This window comes from Streptomyces sp. NPDC107562 (assembly GCF_055657325.1).
This window is the reverse complement of the sequence record NZ_JBVKBE010000002.1, coordinates 75,685-89,282: the sequence shown is the minus strand read 5'-3', so window position 1 is coordinate 89,282 and position 13,598 is coordinate 75,685. Positions and strand designations below refer to the sequence as shown.

Annotated in this window: 14 protein-coding genes; 7 read left to right on the top strand and 7 right to left on the bottom strand. The window is 71.2% G+C overall.

The genetic code is table 11. The features are described 5' to 3' along the window. The first annotated feature begins 29 nt into the window (after nt 1–29). Nucleotides 30–746: a DsbA family oxidoreductase gene (locus ACZ7LV_RS06240; RefSeq protein ID WP_471937752.1), complete on the top strand. Its 717-nt coding sequence runs from the start codon at nt 30–32 to the stop codon at nt 744–746. 95 nt (nt 747–841) lie between these two features. Then, a complete protein-coding gene (locus ACZ7LV_RS06235; protein WP_471936324.1) occupies nt 842–1,894 on the top strand; it encodes an aminotransferase class V-fold PLP-dependent enzyme in 1,053 nt (350 codons plus the stop codon). 77 nt (nt 1,895–1,971) lie between these two features. On the opposite strand, the gene thpD is transcribed toward ACZ7LV_RS06235, so the two are convergent. From thpD to ACZ7LV_RS06205, 6 genes are all read right to left on the bottom strand, one after another. Further along, on the bottom strand, nt 1,972–2,862 hold the full coding sequence (thpD, locus tag ACZ7LV_RS06230; protein WP_471936323.1) for an ectoine hydroxylase: 891 nt from the start codon (nt 2,860–2,862) through the stop codon (nt 1,972–1,974). A 6-nt stretch (nt 2,863–2,868) separates the two neighbouring features. Further along, on the bottom strand, nt 2,869–3,273 hold the full coding sequence (locus ACZ7LV_RS06225; protein ID WP_471936322.1) for an ectoine synthase: 405 nt from the start codon (nt 3,271–3,273) through the stop codon (nt 2,869–2,871). A gap of 46 nt (nt 3,274–3,319) precedes the next feature. After that, nucleotides 3,320–4,612 carry a diaminobutyrate--2-oxoglutarate transaminase gene (gene ectB, locus ACZ7LV_RS06220; RefSeq protein WP_471936321.1) on the bottom strand — a complete coding sequence of 431 codons (1,293 nt, stop codon included), beginning with the start codon at nt 4,610–4,612 and terminating at the stop codon, nt 3,320–3,322. Nucleotides 4,613–4,709: 97 nt separating this feature from the next. Next, nucleotides 4,710–5,234, bottom strand: coding sequence for a diaminobutyrate acetyltransferase (gene ectA / locus ACZ7LV_RS06215; RefSeq protein ID WP_471936320.1), 525 nt, complete (start codon nt 5,232–5,234; stop codon nt 4,710–4,712). A gap of 329 nt (nt 5,235–5,563) precedes the next feature. Continuing rightward, nucleotides 5,564–6,100, bottom strand: a complete 537-nt coding sequence (locus tag ACZ7LV_RS06210; protein WP_471936317.1) for a DinB family protein — start codon at nt 6,098–6,100, stop codon at nt 5,564–5,566. Between the two features lie 45 nt (nt 6,101–6,145). Next, complete coding sequence (locus ACZ7LV_RS06205; RefSeq protein ID WP_471936315.1) at nt 6,146–7,267, bottom strand: pyridoxal-phosphate-dependent aminotransferase family protein; 1,122 nt, start codon at nt 7,265–7,267, stop codon at nt 6,146–6,148. Between the two features lie 155 nt (nt 7,268–7,422). Between ACZ7LV_RS06205 and ACZ7LV_RS06200 the strand changes: the two genes are divergently transcribed. From ACZ7LV_RS06200 to ACZ7LV_RS06185, 4 genes are all read left to right on the top strand, one after another. Further along, nucleotides 7,423–8,274: a transporter substrate-binding domain-containing protein gene (locus tag ACZ7LV_RS06200; protein WP_471936312.1), complete on the top strand. Its 852-nt coding sequence runs from the start codon at nt 7,423–7,425 to the stop codon at nt 8,272–8,274. Continuing rightward, a complete protein-coding gene (locus ACZ7LV_RS06195; protein WP_471936309.1) occupies nt 8,271–9,107 on the top strand; it encodes an amino acid ABC transporter permease in 837 nt (278 codons plus the stop codon). The genes ACZ7LV_RS06200 and ACZ7LV_RS06195 overlap by 4 nt, the downstream gene beginning before the upstream one ends. Continuing rightward, nucleotides 9,104–9,877 (top strand): amino acid ABC transporter ATP-binding protein, encoded by a 774-nt coding sequence (locus ACZ7LV_RS06190; protein ID WP_471936307.1) that lies wholly within the window; start codon nt 9,104–9,106, stop codon nt 9,875–9,877. The genes ACZ7LV_RS06195 and ACZ7LV_RS06190 overlap by 4 nt, the downstream gene beginning before the upstream one ends. A gap of 81 nt (nt 9,878–9,958) precedes the next feature. Continuing rightward, entirely contained in the window at nt 9,959–11,044 is a 1,086-nt protein-coding gene (locus ACZ7LV_RS06185; RefSeq protein ID WP_471936305.1) for an amidohydrolase family protein, read from the top strand. Nucleotides 11,045–11,081: 37 nt separating this feature from the next. On the opposite strand, the gene ACZ7LV_RS06180 is transcribed toward ACZ7LV_RS06185, so the two are convergent. Next, on the bottom strand, nt 11,082–12,326 hold the full coding sequence (locus ACZ7LV_RS06180; RefSeq protein WP_471936303.1) for a serine hydrolase domain-containing protein: 1,245 nt from the start codon (nt 12,324–12,326) through the stop codon (nt 11,082–11,084). Nucleotides 12,327–12,665: 339 nt separating this feature from the next. Between ACZ7LV_RS06180 and ACZ7LV_RS06175 the strand changes: the two genes are divergently transcribed. Next, nucleotides 12,666–13,562: an SCO1860 family LAETG-anchored protein gene (locus tag ACZ7LV_RS06175; protein ID WP_471936301.1), complete on the top strand. Its 897-nt coding sequence runs from the start codon at nt 12,666–12,668 to the stop codon at nt 13,560–13,562. The last annotated feature ends 36 nt before the right edge of the window (nt 13,563–13,598 follow it).

Sequence of the window (13,598 nt, the reverse complement as noted above, 5' to 3'; positions counted from 1 at the left end):
CGCCGTACGACCTGGAGAGTGCCGTGACCCTGCGTGTCGAGATCTGGAGCGACATCGCCTGCCCCTGGTGCTACGTGGGCAAGGCCCGCTTCGAGAAGGCGCTCGCGGCCTTCCCGCACCGCGACGGGGTCGAGGTGGTGCACCGTTCCTTCGAGCTGGACCCCGGCCGGGCCAAGGACGACGTGCAGCCCGTGCTGACGATGCTCGCGAAGAAGTACGGCATGAGCCCGGCGCAGGCGCAGGCCGGGGAGGACAATTTGGGCGCGCAGGCGGCGGCCGAGGGGCTGGAGTACCGGACGCGGGACCGTGACCACGGCAACACCTTCGACATGCACCGGCTGCTCCACCTCGCCAAGGAGCACGGCCGCCAGGACGAGCTGATCCAGCGGCTGTACCGGGCCAACTTCGCCGAGGAGCGGTCCGTCTTCAACGACGACGAGCGGCTCGTGGGGATCGCCACCGACGCCGGGCTCGACGAGGCCGAGGTGCGCAAGGTGCTCGCCGACCCGGGGGCCTACGCCGACGAGGTGCGCGCCGACGAGCGGGAGGCCGCTCAGCTCGGGGCAGGCGGGGTGCCGTTCTTCGTGCTCGACCGGAAGTACGGGGTGTCCGGCGCCCAGCCCACCGAGGTCTTCGAGCGGGCGCTGACCCAGGCATGGGGCGAGCGCTCCCCGCTGACGCTGATCGAGGACGGCGCGGCCGACGCGTGCGGCCCTGACGGCTGCGCGGTACCGCCTCGCCCGTGAAGGCCCAGGTCAGGCCGGGTTCATAAGCGGCCCTTAGGGATTCCACGTAGAAATACGCGATGGACGGGGAGATCCCGCGGCCGCACAGTGGAGCCATGGACACCTTCGAGAGCCTGGTCCGTGCCGAGTTCGCCCCGCGCAACACCTACCTCAACACCGCGAGCAACGGGCTGCTGCCGGCTCGCACCGTGACCGCGCTGCACGAGGCGGTGCGGCTGCGCACCGAGGGCCGTTCCGTGGACCCGCTGTTCGACGACGTGGAAGCCGCCCGCGCCGCGTTCGCCCGGCTGGCCGGTGTCCCGGCCGACCGGGTGGCGGCCGGCGCCTCGGTCGCGGCGCACACCGGGGTGATCGCCGCCTCGCTGCCTGAGGGCGCCGAAGTCCTCACGGCCGAGGGCGACTTCACCTCCGTTCTCAACCCGTTCCATGTGCGCGGCGATCTCAAGGTGCGAGCCGTGCCGCTGGAGCGGATCGCCGAGTCCGTCCGCCCGGGCACCGCGCTGGTCGCCGTCAGCGCGGCACAGTCCGCCGACGGGCGCGTCGCCGACCTGCCCGCGCTGCGCGAGGCGGCCCGCGCCCACGGGGCGCGGACGTACGTCGACTTCTCCCAGGCGGCCGGCTGGCTTCCCCTGGACGCGGGTGCCTACGACTTCACCGCCGTCACCTGCTACAAGTGGCTGCTCGGCCCGCACGGGGCGGCCTTCCTCGTCGTCCCGGAGGACTTCGCCGGACTGACGCCGGTGCTGGCGGGCTGGGTCGCCGGCGAGGTCCCGATGGACAGCTGCTACGGCCCGGTCACCGAACTCGCCCACTCCGCACGGCGCTTCGACCTCACCCCGGCCCTGTTCACCTACTCCGGGCTGCGCCGCTCCCTCGAACTGATCGAGGAACTCGGCGTGGACGCCGTGCACGCCCACGACGTCGCGCTGGCCGACCGCTTCCGCGCGGGGATGGCCGCCCTCGGCCACGAGGCCGTGCCCGCGCCCGGTTCCGCGATCGTCTCCGTGCCGGGTCTCGCCGACCGGGCGCAGGAACTGGCGCGCGCGGACGTCCAGGTCTCCAGCCGGGCGGGCAATCTGCGGGCCTCGTTCCATCTGTACAACACGGCCGCCGACGTGGACCGGATCCTCGACGTGCTGGCCGGCTGACCCGCCGCACGGCCGGAGCCCGGCCCCCCTCGCGAAGGGGGGGCCGGGCTCCGGCCGTGCGGTTCGGGCGCCGAGGCTCACTTCACCGGGGTGAAGTCCGTCGCCCCGATGAACGACGGGCGGCGCACCGGCGCCGCGAACGGCTCGACCGCCGCGTTCTCCACGCTGTTGAACACGATGAAGACGTTGCTGCGCGGGAACGGCGTGATGTTGTCACCCGACCCGTGCATGCAGTTGCAGTCGAACCAGGTCGCCGAACCGGCCTTGCCGGTGAACAGCTTGATGCCGTACTCCGACGCCATCGAGGTCAGCGCCTCGTCCGAGGGCGTGCCCGCGTCCTGCATCTGCAGCGACTTCTTGTAGTTGTCCTTCGGCGTGGCCCCCGCGCACCCGAGGAACGTCTTGTGCGACCCCGGCATGATCATGAGGCCGCCGTTGGTGTCGTGGTTCTCGGTCAGCGCGATCGAGACCGACACCGTGCGCATGTTGGCCAGCCCGTCCTCGGCGTGCCAGGTCTCGAAGTCCGAGTGCCAGTAGAAGCCGCTCGCCCCGAAGCCGGGCTTGACGTTGATCCGGGACTGGTGGACGTACACGTCCGAACCGAGGATCTGCCGCGCCCGTCCGACGACCCGCTCGTCGCGCACCAGGCGGGCGAACACCTCGCTGATCCGGTGCACTTCGAAGACGGACCGGATCTCCTTGGACTGCGGCTCGACGATCGACCGCTCGTCGGCCCGGATCGCCGGGTCGTTGACCAGCCGGTCCAGTTCCTGCCGGTAGACGGCGACCTCGTCCTCGGTGATGATCTCCTCGACGGCGACGAAGCCGTCACGCTCGTACGACTGGAGATCGGCCGGGTCGAACGGTCCCGGGGTACCGGGCGTGCCCCAGACGACGGGGTCCTTGCGGGGGGTGGACACCTCGGTGGTGCCGCGGCTGGGGTACAGATCGGTGACGGTGGTCGTCATGTCCGGTCACACCTCCTCGGGTTCGGTGAGCAGGGGGTAGACGCCGTTCTCGTCGTGGTCCTCCCGCCCGGTCACGGGCGGGTTGAACACGCAGATGCAGCGGAAGTCCTCCTTGACGCGCAGCGTGTGCCGCTCGTGGCCGTCGAGGAGGTACATGGTCCCGGGCGTGATGGTGTACGTCCGGGAGGTCTCGTGGTCGGTCAGCTCGGCCTCGCCCGCGACGCACACCACGGCCTCGACGTGGTTGGCGTACCACATCGACGTCTCGGTGCCCGCGTACAGGACCGTCTCGTGCAGGGAGAAGCCGACCCTCTCCTTGGCGAGGACGATGCGCTTGCTCTCCCAGGTGCCGGACGCCGATTTCACGTGCCGGTCGGTGCCTTCGAGTTCCTTGAACGAACGGACGATCACGGTGGTGCGATGCCTCCTAGGTGAAACGGATCGGTGGTGAGGGGTCTCAGAGGGCGGACACGGCGGACGGGGAGGTCTCCCGGACCGCGCGCGCGAGGACCCGCAGGCCCTCGTCGAGCTCCTCGGGCGTGATGGTCAGCGCGGGCAGCAGCTTGACGACCTCGCTCTCGGGGCCGGACGTCTCGATGAGCAGCCCCAGTTCGAAGGCGCGCCTGGCGATCCGCCCGGCCCGCTCCTTGTCGTGGAACTCCATGCCCCAGACCAGGCCGCGGCCCCGGTACTCCTTGACGTCGGCGAGGTTCTCCTCGGTGATGGCGATCATGGCCTGCTCGATCTGCTCGCCCCGCGCACGGGTCTGCTTCTCCATCGCCGAGCCGTCGGTCCAGTACGTCTCCAGCGCGGCGGTCGCGGTGACGAACGCCGGGTTGTTGCCGCGGAAGGTGCCGTTGTGCTCGCCCGGCTCCCAGACGTCCAGCTCGGGCTTGAACAGGCACAGCGACATGGGGAGCCCGTACCCGCTGATGGACTTCGAAACCGTCACGATGTCGGGGACGACACCGGCCTCCTCGAAGGAGAAGAAGGCGCCGGTACGGCCGCAGCCCATCTGGATGTCGTCGACGATCAGCAGCATGTCCTGGCGTTCGCACAGGTCGGCGAGGGCGCGCAGCCACTCGGGGCGGGCCACGTTGATGCCGCCCTCGCCCTGCACGGTCTCGACGATCACGGCGGCGGGCTTGTTGAGGCCGGAGCCCTGGTCCTCCAGGAGGCGCTCGAACCACAGGAAGTCCGGGACCTGGCCGTCGAAGTAGTTGTCGAACGGCATCGGCGTGCCGTGCACCAGCGGGATGCCGGCACCGGCGCGCTTGAACGCGTTGCCGGTCACGGCGAGGGAGCCGAGCGACATGCCGTGGAAGGCGTTGGTGAACGACACGATCGCCTCGCGGCCCTTCACCTTCCGCGCGAGCTTCAGCGCGGACTCCACGGCGTTGGTGCCCGTCGGGCCCGGGAACATGACCTTGTAGGGCAGGTCGCGCGGGCGCAGCACCAGGTCCTGGAAGGTCTGCAGGAAGCCGCGCTTGGCGGTGGTCGACATGTCGAGACCGTGGGTGACGCCGTCCCGCTCCAGGTAGTCGAGCAGGGCCCGTTTCAGCACGGGGTTGTTGTGCCCGTAGTTGAGCGAGCCGGCGCCGGCGAAGAAGTCGAGGTACTCGTGGCCGTCCTCGTCGTACATCCGGCTGCCGCGCGCACGGTCGAAGACGGTGGGCCAGCCGCGGCAGTAGCTGCGCACCTCGGACTCCAGGGTTTCGAAGACGCTGAGGTCGGGCTGGGTGATGGTCACGGTAATTCGCTCCTCTGTGCGACAGGTGAGTGTGGGGGTCGTGACGAGAGCAAGGGGGGCCTGGGGGGTCGGCCCGGGTGGTGCCCGCGGGTGCGGGTCAGTCCGAGGTCCGCGGCGGGTGCGTCAGCGGGCCGATGCGGTACAGGACCTCGGGGTCGTGGGGACCGTCCGGGAACAGGTCGGTGCCGAAGAGCACCTCGCGCTCCATGCGGGCGTCGTGGCGCGCGGCGAACGAGGCGAACAGCCGCTCGGAGGCGGTGTTGCCCGGCGTGATCGTGGTCTCGACGGAGGTCAGGCCGTGTTCGGCGGCGACCCGGGCGGTCAGGGTGTCCAGCATGCGTGCCGCGAGTCCGCGACCGCGCTGTGCGGAGTCGACGGCCACCTGCCAGACGAGCAGGGTGCCCGGGCGGTCCGGCCGCAGGAATCCGGTGACGAAGCCGACGGCCTCGCCGTCGGCCGTGCGGGCCACCGCCGAGGTGCCGGCGAAGTCGCGGCACCACAGCAGATAGCTGTAGGCGGAGTTCAGGTCGAGCGTTCCGGATTCCTTGGCGAGCCGCCAGAAAGCGGCACCGTCGGCCACCGCCGGGCGGTCTATGTGCAGGTCTGCTTGTGCGGCAGTCATGCAAATTCAATTTACCCATCGCGAATTGAAAATGCATGGCCGTCGGGGCTTACGTGGAGCCGCGTCATGTGTTATCGCGCGGGCGCGGGTGTTCACGCGAGAAGTCAGTGAAATGCCCGATTTCATGCGGGCAAAGCAGGGTGAAACGGGCGCGATGTGTAACGCGTCACAACCATGTGACGGACACGGGATCTCCTCGGAAAGGACCGCCCGGCGTTCGCGAAATCTTCGCGTTTAAGGTCAGGGAAAGCGGGCAGAAGGGTACGGGAAGCTACGTTGGATTAACATACGGAATGTCGGCCGGAGAATGCTCGCTTATTGCTGTGAATTCAAGTTCCGGTCACTCCGTCGATACGCTCGCGGAGGATGTCGGCGTGACCGTTGTGCCGCGCGTACTCCTCGATGAGATGGATGAGCACCCAGCGCAGGGACACGGCCATGCCCTCCAGCGGGCCGTCCGTCAGCCGCCCGGTGTCGTCCAGCGGCCGGCCCGCGGTGATCTCCCGGCCACGCGCGATCTCCCGGCGCCAGACCGTGAGGGCCTCGCCGAGACCGCGCTCCGGGTGCAGGCCGTATCCCGTCTCCTCCTCGTAGACCGGCGGCACGTCGAGACCGGCGAGCACGCGCTGGAACCAGTTCCGCTCCACCTCCGCGAGGTGCTGCACGAGGCCGAGCAGGGTGAGCGAGGAGGGCGGCGCCGAGGCGAGCCGCAGCGCGGCGTCGTCCAGCCCGCGGCACTTCAGCTCCAGCGTGGCCCGGTGATGGTCGAGCCACTCCTCCAGCATGGTCCGCTCGTCCCCGGTCATGGAGGGCACGGGCCGTCCGTCGGGAAGGGTCAGGCGTTCGGCGGGGGTGTCGGAAGTCATGTCCCGAGCATGCCAGGAGCCGCCCTCCGGTGTTCGGGGAGGCTGCTACCGCCAGGCCTGCTCGGCCGCGAGACGGCAGGCGTTCAGGTCCGTGGGCCGGCCCGCGTCCGTGAGGGCCGCTCCCAGGGCGGCCAGGCTCGCCTGCACCGCGCGCGGGGTCGCGTCGGCGCCGTAGTGGTTGACGCGGATCATCTCCTTGGCCAGGGCGCCGCCGCCCGCCGCCAGCGGGAGGGTCGGGTCGGAGGCGAGGGCGCGCGCGACCAGCTCCGAGGCCACGACGCCGGGCGGGGTGCGCAGGGTCGTCGCCACCGGCGCCGCCTCCGCGGCCTTGTGGACGTAGGGCTCCAGACCGCCGCCGAGGGCCGAGGCCCCGGCGCGCGTCGCCGCCGCGGCGGAGGCGTGCCGGGCCATCACGGTTCCCAGCCCCTCCGTCTCGATGCGCTCGACGCAGGCCTCCAGCGCCAGCATCTCCAGCTGCGCGGGCGCGTGCAGCAGGGCCTTGCGGCCGGCGTCGACCCAGCGTTCCTTCCAGTCCAGCAGCGAGAGGTAGGAGCGCCGCGGTGCCCGCGGGTTCGCCGCCATCCGGGCCCACGCCCGCTCGCTCACCGACACCGCCGACACCCCGGCGGGCCCGCCCATCGCCTTCTGGGCCCCGATCACGCACAGGTCCACGCCCCACGCGTCCGGCAGCACCGGCTCCGCGCCCACGGAGGCGACGGCGTCCAGGTAGAACAGGGCACCCTGCTCCCGTACGACCGCGCCGATCTCCGCGACCGGGTTGGTGTTCCCGGTCGCCGCCTCCGCGTGCACCAGCGACACGAAGTCGATCTCCGGGTGCTCGGCGAAGGTCTCCCGGACGTCCTGCGCCGTGACCGCCGTGTGGAACGGCACCGCGAGGTCGTGCACCGTCGCCCCGCAGTCCCGCAGCCAGTCGCCGAAGGTCTGCCCGTACGGACCGGTGATCACGTTCAACGCGACCGTCCCGGGACCCGCGGTCGCCCGGATCGCGCCCTCCAGCGGCAGCAGCGCCTCGCCCTGCATGATCACGACGTCCTGCCGGGTGTCCAGCAGCCGTGCCACCCGGTCCTCGACGGAGGCGAAGTGCGCGGCGCTCAGCGGCGCCAGGTCCAGGAAGGGGTGGGTCACGGCGGTGCTCTCTTCGGTCACGGGATCGACGTGGTCGAGCCTAACCGCCCGGCCGTCGGGCCCCCGATCACCGGTCGGTTCTCAGGCGGCACCGGCCCGCGGCCATCGGATTGTTTTGGGCACCCCAAAGCTCTCCTTATAATCGGAACATTCAGTTCCCTCACAGGAGGTTCCCCGTGAACACGGTCCTCGGGCGCCGGGCCCGCATTCTGGCCGCCACCACCGCGACGGCCGGGCTGGTGCTGGTCGCCGGCTGCTCGTCGGACGGCGACGGCGGCAGCGGCACGAAGACCGCCGCCGGCGGGGTCGAGCTCGTCAAGGCCGGCCAGCTCACGACCTGCACCCACCTGCCCTACCCGCCCTTCCAGTCGGAGATCGACGGCAAGGTGCAGGGCTTCGACGTCGCCCTCGTCGACCTGGTCGCCGAGGACCTCGGGGTGAAGCAGCAGATCCTCGACACGCCCTTCGAGAACTTCAAGACCGGCGCGTTCCTCAACTCCGGCGAGTGCGACCTGGCCGCCGCCGGCATGACCATCACCGAGGAGCGCAAGAAGAACGTCGACTTCTCCGACCCGTACTTCGAGGCCACCCAGGCCGTGCTGGTCGACAAGAAGAGCGGCATCACCTCCTTCGCCGGGCTCAAGGGCAAGAAGGTCGGCGCCCAGGCGCAGACCACCGGCGAGGAGTACGCGAAGAGCCAGGGCCTCGACCCGGTCTCCTTCGAGTCCTCCGACGCCGTCATCAACGGCCTGCGCACCGGGCAGGTCGAGGCGGTCGTCATCGACTACCCGGTCGTCCAGGGCTGGCTCAAGGACAAGGCCAACGCCTCCGCCTTCCAGGTCGCCGAGCAGGTCAACACCGGTGAGCAGTACGGCATCACGGTGAAGAAGGGCAACGCCAAGCTGCTCGCCGCCGTCAACAAGGCGCTCGCCGGCGCCAAGGCCGACGGCACGTACAAGAAGCTGTACGAGCAGTGGATCGGCCCGTACGAGGAGAACGCCGCCTCCCCGTCGCCGTCCGCCTCATGACCGACGCCACCAAGGTCGGGGGCGGGCCCCGCAGGAAGGGGCTCACCCGCCGCCAGAAGCGCGGCCTGTCCCGCGGCGCGCAGTACGTCCTCTTCGTCGGCGCCCTGATCGCTCTCGCGGTCGGCGCCGACTGGGGGCGGCTGGCCAACCAGTTCGCCCAGGGCGACATCGCCCGGCAGATGTTCCCGGACGTCATCACGCTGGCGCTGAAGAACACCGTGCTCTACACCGTCTCCGGTTTCGCCGTGGGACTGGTGCTCGGCATGGTCCTCGCGCTGATGCGGCTGTCCTCCGTGGGCCCCTACCGCTGGGTCGCCGGCGTCTACATCGAGATCTTCCGCGGCCTGCCCGCCCTGCTGATCTTCATCTTCATCGGCGTGGCCGTCCCGCTCGCCTTCCCGGGCGTCGAGATCCCCGGCGGCACCTACGGCAAGGTCGCCCTCGCCCTCGGCCTGGTGGCGGCGGCGTACATGGCGGAGACGTTCCGCGCGGGCATCCAGGCGGTGCCCAAGGGGCAGATGGAGGCGGCCCGTTCGCTGGGCTTCTCCCCGGCGCGCGCGATGGTCTCGATCATCCTGCCGCAGGCCTTCCGGATCATCCTCCCGCCGCTCACCAACGAACTGGTGCTCCTCTTCAAGGACTCCTCGCTGGTGCTGTTCCTCGGTGTCACGCTGGAGGAGCGGGAGCTGTCCAAGTTCGGCCGCGACCTGGCCAGCCAGACCGCCAACTCGACGCCGATCCTGGTCGCCGGACTGTGCTACCTGCTGATCACGATCCCGCTCGGCTTCGTCGTACGCCGTATGGAGTCGAAGGCCCAGGAGGCCGTGAAATGAGCCGACCCGAGATCGAGATCCGGGACCTGCACAAGTCCTTCGGCGACAACCACGTCCTGCGCGGCATCGACCTGGAGATCGGCCACGGCGAGGTCACCTGCGTCATCGGCCCCTCCGGCTCCGGCAAGTCGACGCTGCTGCGCTGCGTGAACCTGCTGGAGGAACCCTCCAAGGGCCAGGTCTTCGTCGGCGGCACCGAACTCACCGACCCGGACGTGGACATCGACGCCGCACGCCGCCGGATCGGCATGGTCTTCCAGCAGTTCAACCTCTTCCCGCACCTCACTGTCACCGAGAACCTCACCCTGCCGCAGCGCCGGGTGCTGCGCCGCGGCAAGGCCGAGGCCGCGAAGGTGGCCGCGGAGAACCTGGAGCGGGTCGGCCTCGCCGAGAAGGCGCAGGCCTACCCCTCCTCCCTCTCCGGCGGCCAGCAGCAGCGCGTGGCCATCGCGCGCGCACTGGCGATGGGTCCGGAGGTCATGCTCTTCGACGAGCCGACCTCGGCCCTCGACCCCGAGCTGGTGGGAGACGTCCTGGCGGTCATGCGGATGCTCGCCGAGGACGGCATGACGATGATGGTCGTCACCCATGAGATGACCTTCGCCCGCGAGGTCGCGGACCGGGTGATCTTCATGGACGGCGGCGTGGTCGTCGAGGACGGCCGCCCCGAGCAGGTCGTCACCCGCCCCCGGCACGAGCGGACCCGCCACTTCCTGTCCAGGCTGCTCGACCCGGCGATGGCGGACGTGGAGGAGGCCGACGCCCCGTGAGGGACACGCGGGACCGTCCGCGGCCGATCACGGACGCCCACGCCGGGAGGCGGCCCACAGCACGGCGTTAGGGTGCGGTACATGAGCGAAGTGCTGCACGTCCGGGGCCGTGTCCTCGTCGGCCCCGAGGACGTCCGCGACGAGCTGTGGGTGATCGACGGGCGGATCTCGTACGGCCGCCCCGTGGGCGCGCACGACGTGCGGACGCTGCGGGGCTGGGCGCTGCCCGGCCTGGTCGACGCCCACTGCCACGTCGGCCTCGACGCGCACGGCGCCGTGCCACGGGACGTCGCGGAGAAGCAGGCGCTCACCGACCGCGACGCCGGCACCCTCCTCGTCCGCGACGCGGGCTCGCCCTCGGACACCCGCTGGATCGACGACCGCGAGGACCTGCCGAAGATCATCCGCGCCGGACGCCACATCGCCCGCACCCGCCGCTACATCCGCAACTACGCCCACGAGATCGAGCCGGACGACCTGGTCGCCTACGTGGCCCAGGAGGCCCGCCGGGGCGACGGCTGGGTCAAGCTCGTCGGCGACTGGATCGACCGCGACCTCGGCGACCTGTCGGCCTGCTGGCCCAGGGGGGCCGTCGAGGCCGCCATCGCCGAGGCCCACCGGCTGGGCGCCCGCGTCACCGCCCACTGCTTCGCCGAGGACTCCCTCCAGGACCTGGTCGAGGCCGGCATCGACTGCATCGAGCACGCCACCGGCCTCACCGCGGACCTGATCCCCCTCTTCGCCGAGCGCCGCGTCGCGATCGTCCCGACCCTCGTCAACATCGCCACCTTCCCGGCGCTCGCCGACGGCGGCGAGTCCAAGTTCCCCGCGTGGTCGGCCCACATGCGCCGGCTGTACGAGCGCCGCTACGACACGGTCCGTGACGCCTACGACGCCGGTGTCCCGGTCTACGTCGGCACCGAAGCGGGCGGCGCGCTGGCGCACGGTCTGGCGGCCGCCGAGGTGGAGGAACTGGTCACCGCCGGGATCCCCCCGCTGACGGCCCTGTCCGCCACGACCTGGGCGGCCAGGGAGTGGCTCGGCCGTCCTGGCCTCGACGAGGGGGCACCGGCCGATCTCGTGGTGTACGGGACGGACCCCCGGGAGGACGTGAGGGCGCTGGCGGCCCCGCGGTGGGTGGTGCTCAACGGGCGGATCGTCGGGTAGGCGGGCCGCCGCCGCCCGGGTCCGCCCGCGTCCACGGTCAGCGTCCCGAGGGCTGCGCGGGCAGGTCGAAGACGTGCTGCGGGCTGACGATCTTCGTGATCGCGTCGCCGAACAGCGTGCTGGGTTCCGTGTCGCCCTGACCGATGTCCGTGTTCAGCAGCACGACCAGGGTCGCCCGGGCCGAGGGCAGATAGATGGTCAGGGACTCGTAGCCCGGCAGCGAGCCGTTGTGCCCGATCCAGCCCTGGACGTCGAAGATGCCGAGCCCGTACCCCGCGCCCGGGATGGTGGTGGGAGGCGTGTCGAGCCGCTGCTTCTGGGTGGCGGGGCTGATCAGGGTCCTCCCGTCGGGCAGGACGCCGGTGGCGACGGTGGGTGCCCAGACGCGCAGATCCTCCAGCGTGGAGATCATCGCGCCGGCCGCCCAGCCCCAGGAGGGGTTCCAGTCGGTGCTGTCGGCCACCTTCCCGTCGGCGGTCTGGTCCGTGTAGCCCTGGGCGTGCGGCTCCGGGAACGCCGCGTCCGTCGCCAGCAGCGTGCTGTCCATGCCGGCGGGCTCCGTGACGTTCTCCCGGAGGTACTCCTCCAGCGGCCGGCCGCTGATCTTCTCGACGACCAGGCCGAGCAGGATCAGGTTGGTGTTGGAGTAGAAGAACTTCTCGCCCGGCGGGAACAGCACCGGGTGCCGGAAGGCGTAGTCCAGCAGCTCCCGCGGGGTGAAGGGCCGCTCGGGGTCGGACGTCAGTGCCTTGAAGAAGTCCGGGTCCTGCGAGTAGTTGTAGAGGCCGCTGCGCATCCCGGCCAGCTCGCGCAGGGTGATCCTGTCGCCGTTCGGCACGCCCTCGACGTACCTTCCGATGGTGTCGTCCAGGCCGATCCTGCCCTCGTCGACCAGCTTCAGCAGCGCCGTCACGGTGAACGTCTTGGTCTCGCTGCCGATCCTCGTGTAGAGGTCCGGCGTCATCGGCCGGCCGGTCTCCTTGTCGGCGACGCCGAACGAGCGCACATGACTGCCCTTGTCGGGGGTCCACATGCCGACGGTCACGCCGGGCACGTCCGCGTCGCGCATGACCTTCTCCACGGCGGCGTCGACCTGCCGCTTCACCTCGGGGGTGAGCATCCGGAAGCCGTCCGAGGGCGACGGGGCGGGAGACGGCTGTCCGGCGAGGGCCGCGGCCTGGGGCACTCCCGGGGCGGTGCCGCCGCAGACCGGAGCGAGGAGCGCGCCCACCGCCACGGCGATCACGGCACCCCCGCGCAGTCGTCCGCACGCGCGCCTCATGGGCTGACTCCCAGCTCCCCGAGGGAGAGGGCCCCGCAAGCCGGGCCACTTCCACCTCAGCATAGGAGCGCTCGTGCCGCGTCGCCCGTCGGAGTACGGACGGGGTGGAGAGGGGCAGCTGACGGGCAGCGGACGGGCAGCGGACGGGCAGCGGACGGGGAGCAGGGGGGGGGGGGGGGAACACCCGTGCCGGGAAATCGAACTCGTTCGCAGAAACCCCACGATGGAGTGAAGTGACGCAGGATCGCTGCCCGTTCACTCTCGGTGCGTAATCCTTGCGAAGTCCCAAGCGTCACTCTTCTGGGGGGTCCCACCGCCTTGAACAGAAACAACTCCCGTATGCCCGCCCGCCGTCCGGTCGCGCTCGCGGCCGCCGCCGTCCTCGCCGCCGGTCCCGCGGTCGTGGCCGGCGCGGGCTCCGCGCAGGCGACTCCCGAGGAGGGCCGCGCGAGCGCCCTGGTCCTGCGCACCGGACTGAACGTCTCGCTGGCGAACAGAACCGTCGACGTCCCGCTCGCGGTCACCCTCAACGAGGTGCACGCCCCGCAGAGCGCCGAGACGACCGCGCTCACCGCCCAGTTGGACGGCGTCGACGGCGGAAAGCCGTTCAGCGTGCTGCGCGCCGACGTCGCGCAGGCCAAGGCGACCGTGGCCGACGGGACGGCGGAGGGCAGCACCCGGCTTGCCGACGCCCGGCTGAACGTGCCCGGTCTTCCGCTGCTGTCGGTCATCGAGGTCGAGACCGTCACGTCGACCGCGACCTGCGCCGCGGGGAAGGCACCCGTCGCCGAGTCGGACGTGGCCGGCGTGACCGTGCTGGGCAAGAAGGTGACGCTCACCGCCGGAGGGACGACGCAGGTCGAGGTGCCGGGCGTGGGCGAGGTGCGCCTGGACCTGTCCCAGCGCGAGACGACCTCCCGTACGGCGGCCGCCACCGCTCTCGAACTGAACGTGTCCGTCAACCCGTTGAAGCTCAACGTGGCGGATGTGCAGGGCACCGTGACCCTGGCCGAGGCGACCTGCGAGACGCCGCCGGCGCCCGCCGGGCCGCAGGAGGAGGCGCCCGAGCCGAGCGCCGACCCCGTGACCGAGGTCGAGCCCCAGGGCGGTGCCGCGGAGGCCGGCCTCGCGGAGACCGGCGGCAACTCGACGACCCCGTACATCGCGGGTGGCGCGGTCGCGCTGCTCGTCGCCGGCGGGGGAGCGGTCGCCCTGGCCCGCCGCAACCGCGGCTGAGCCCACGCGGACGTCCGGGGGACTCGGCGGGACGTC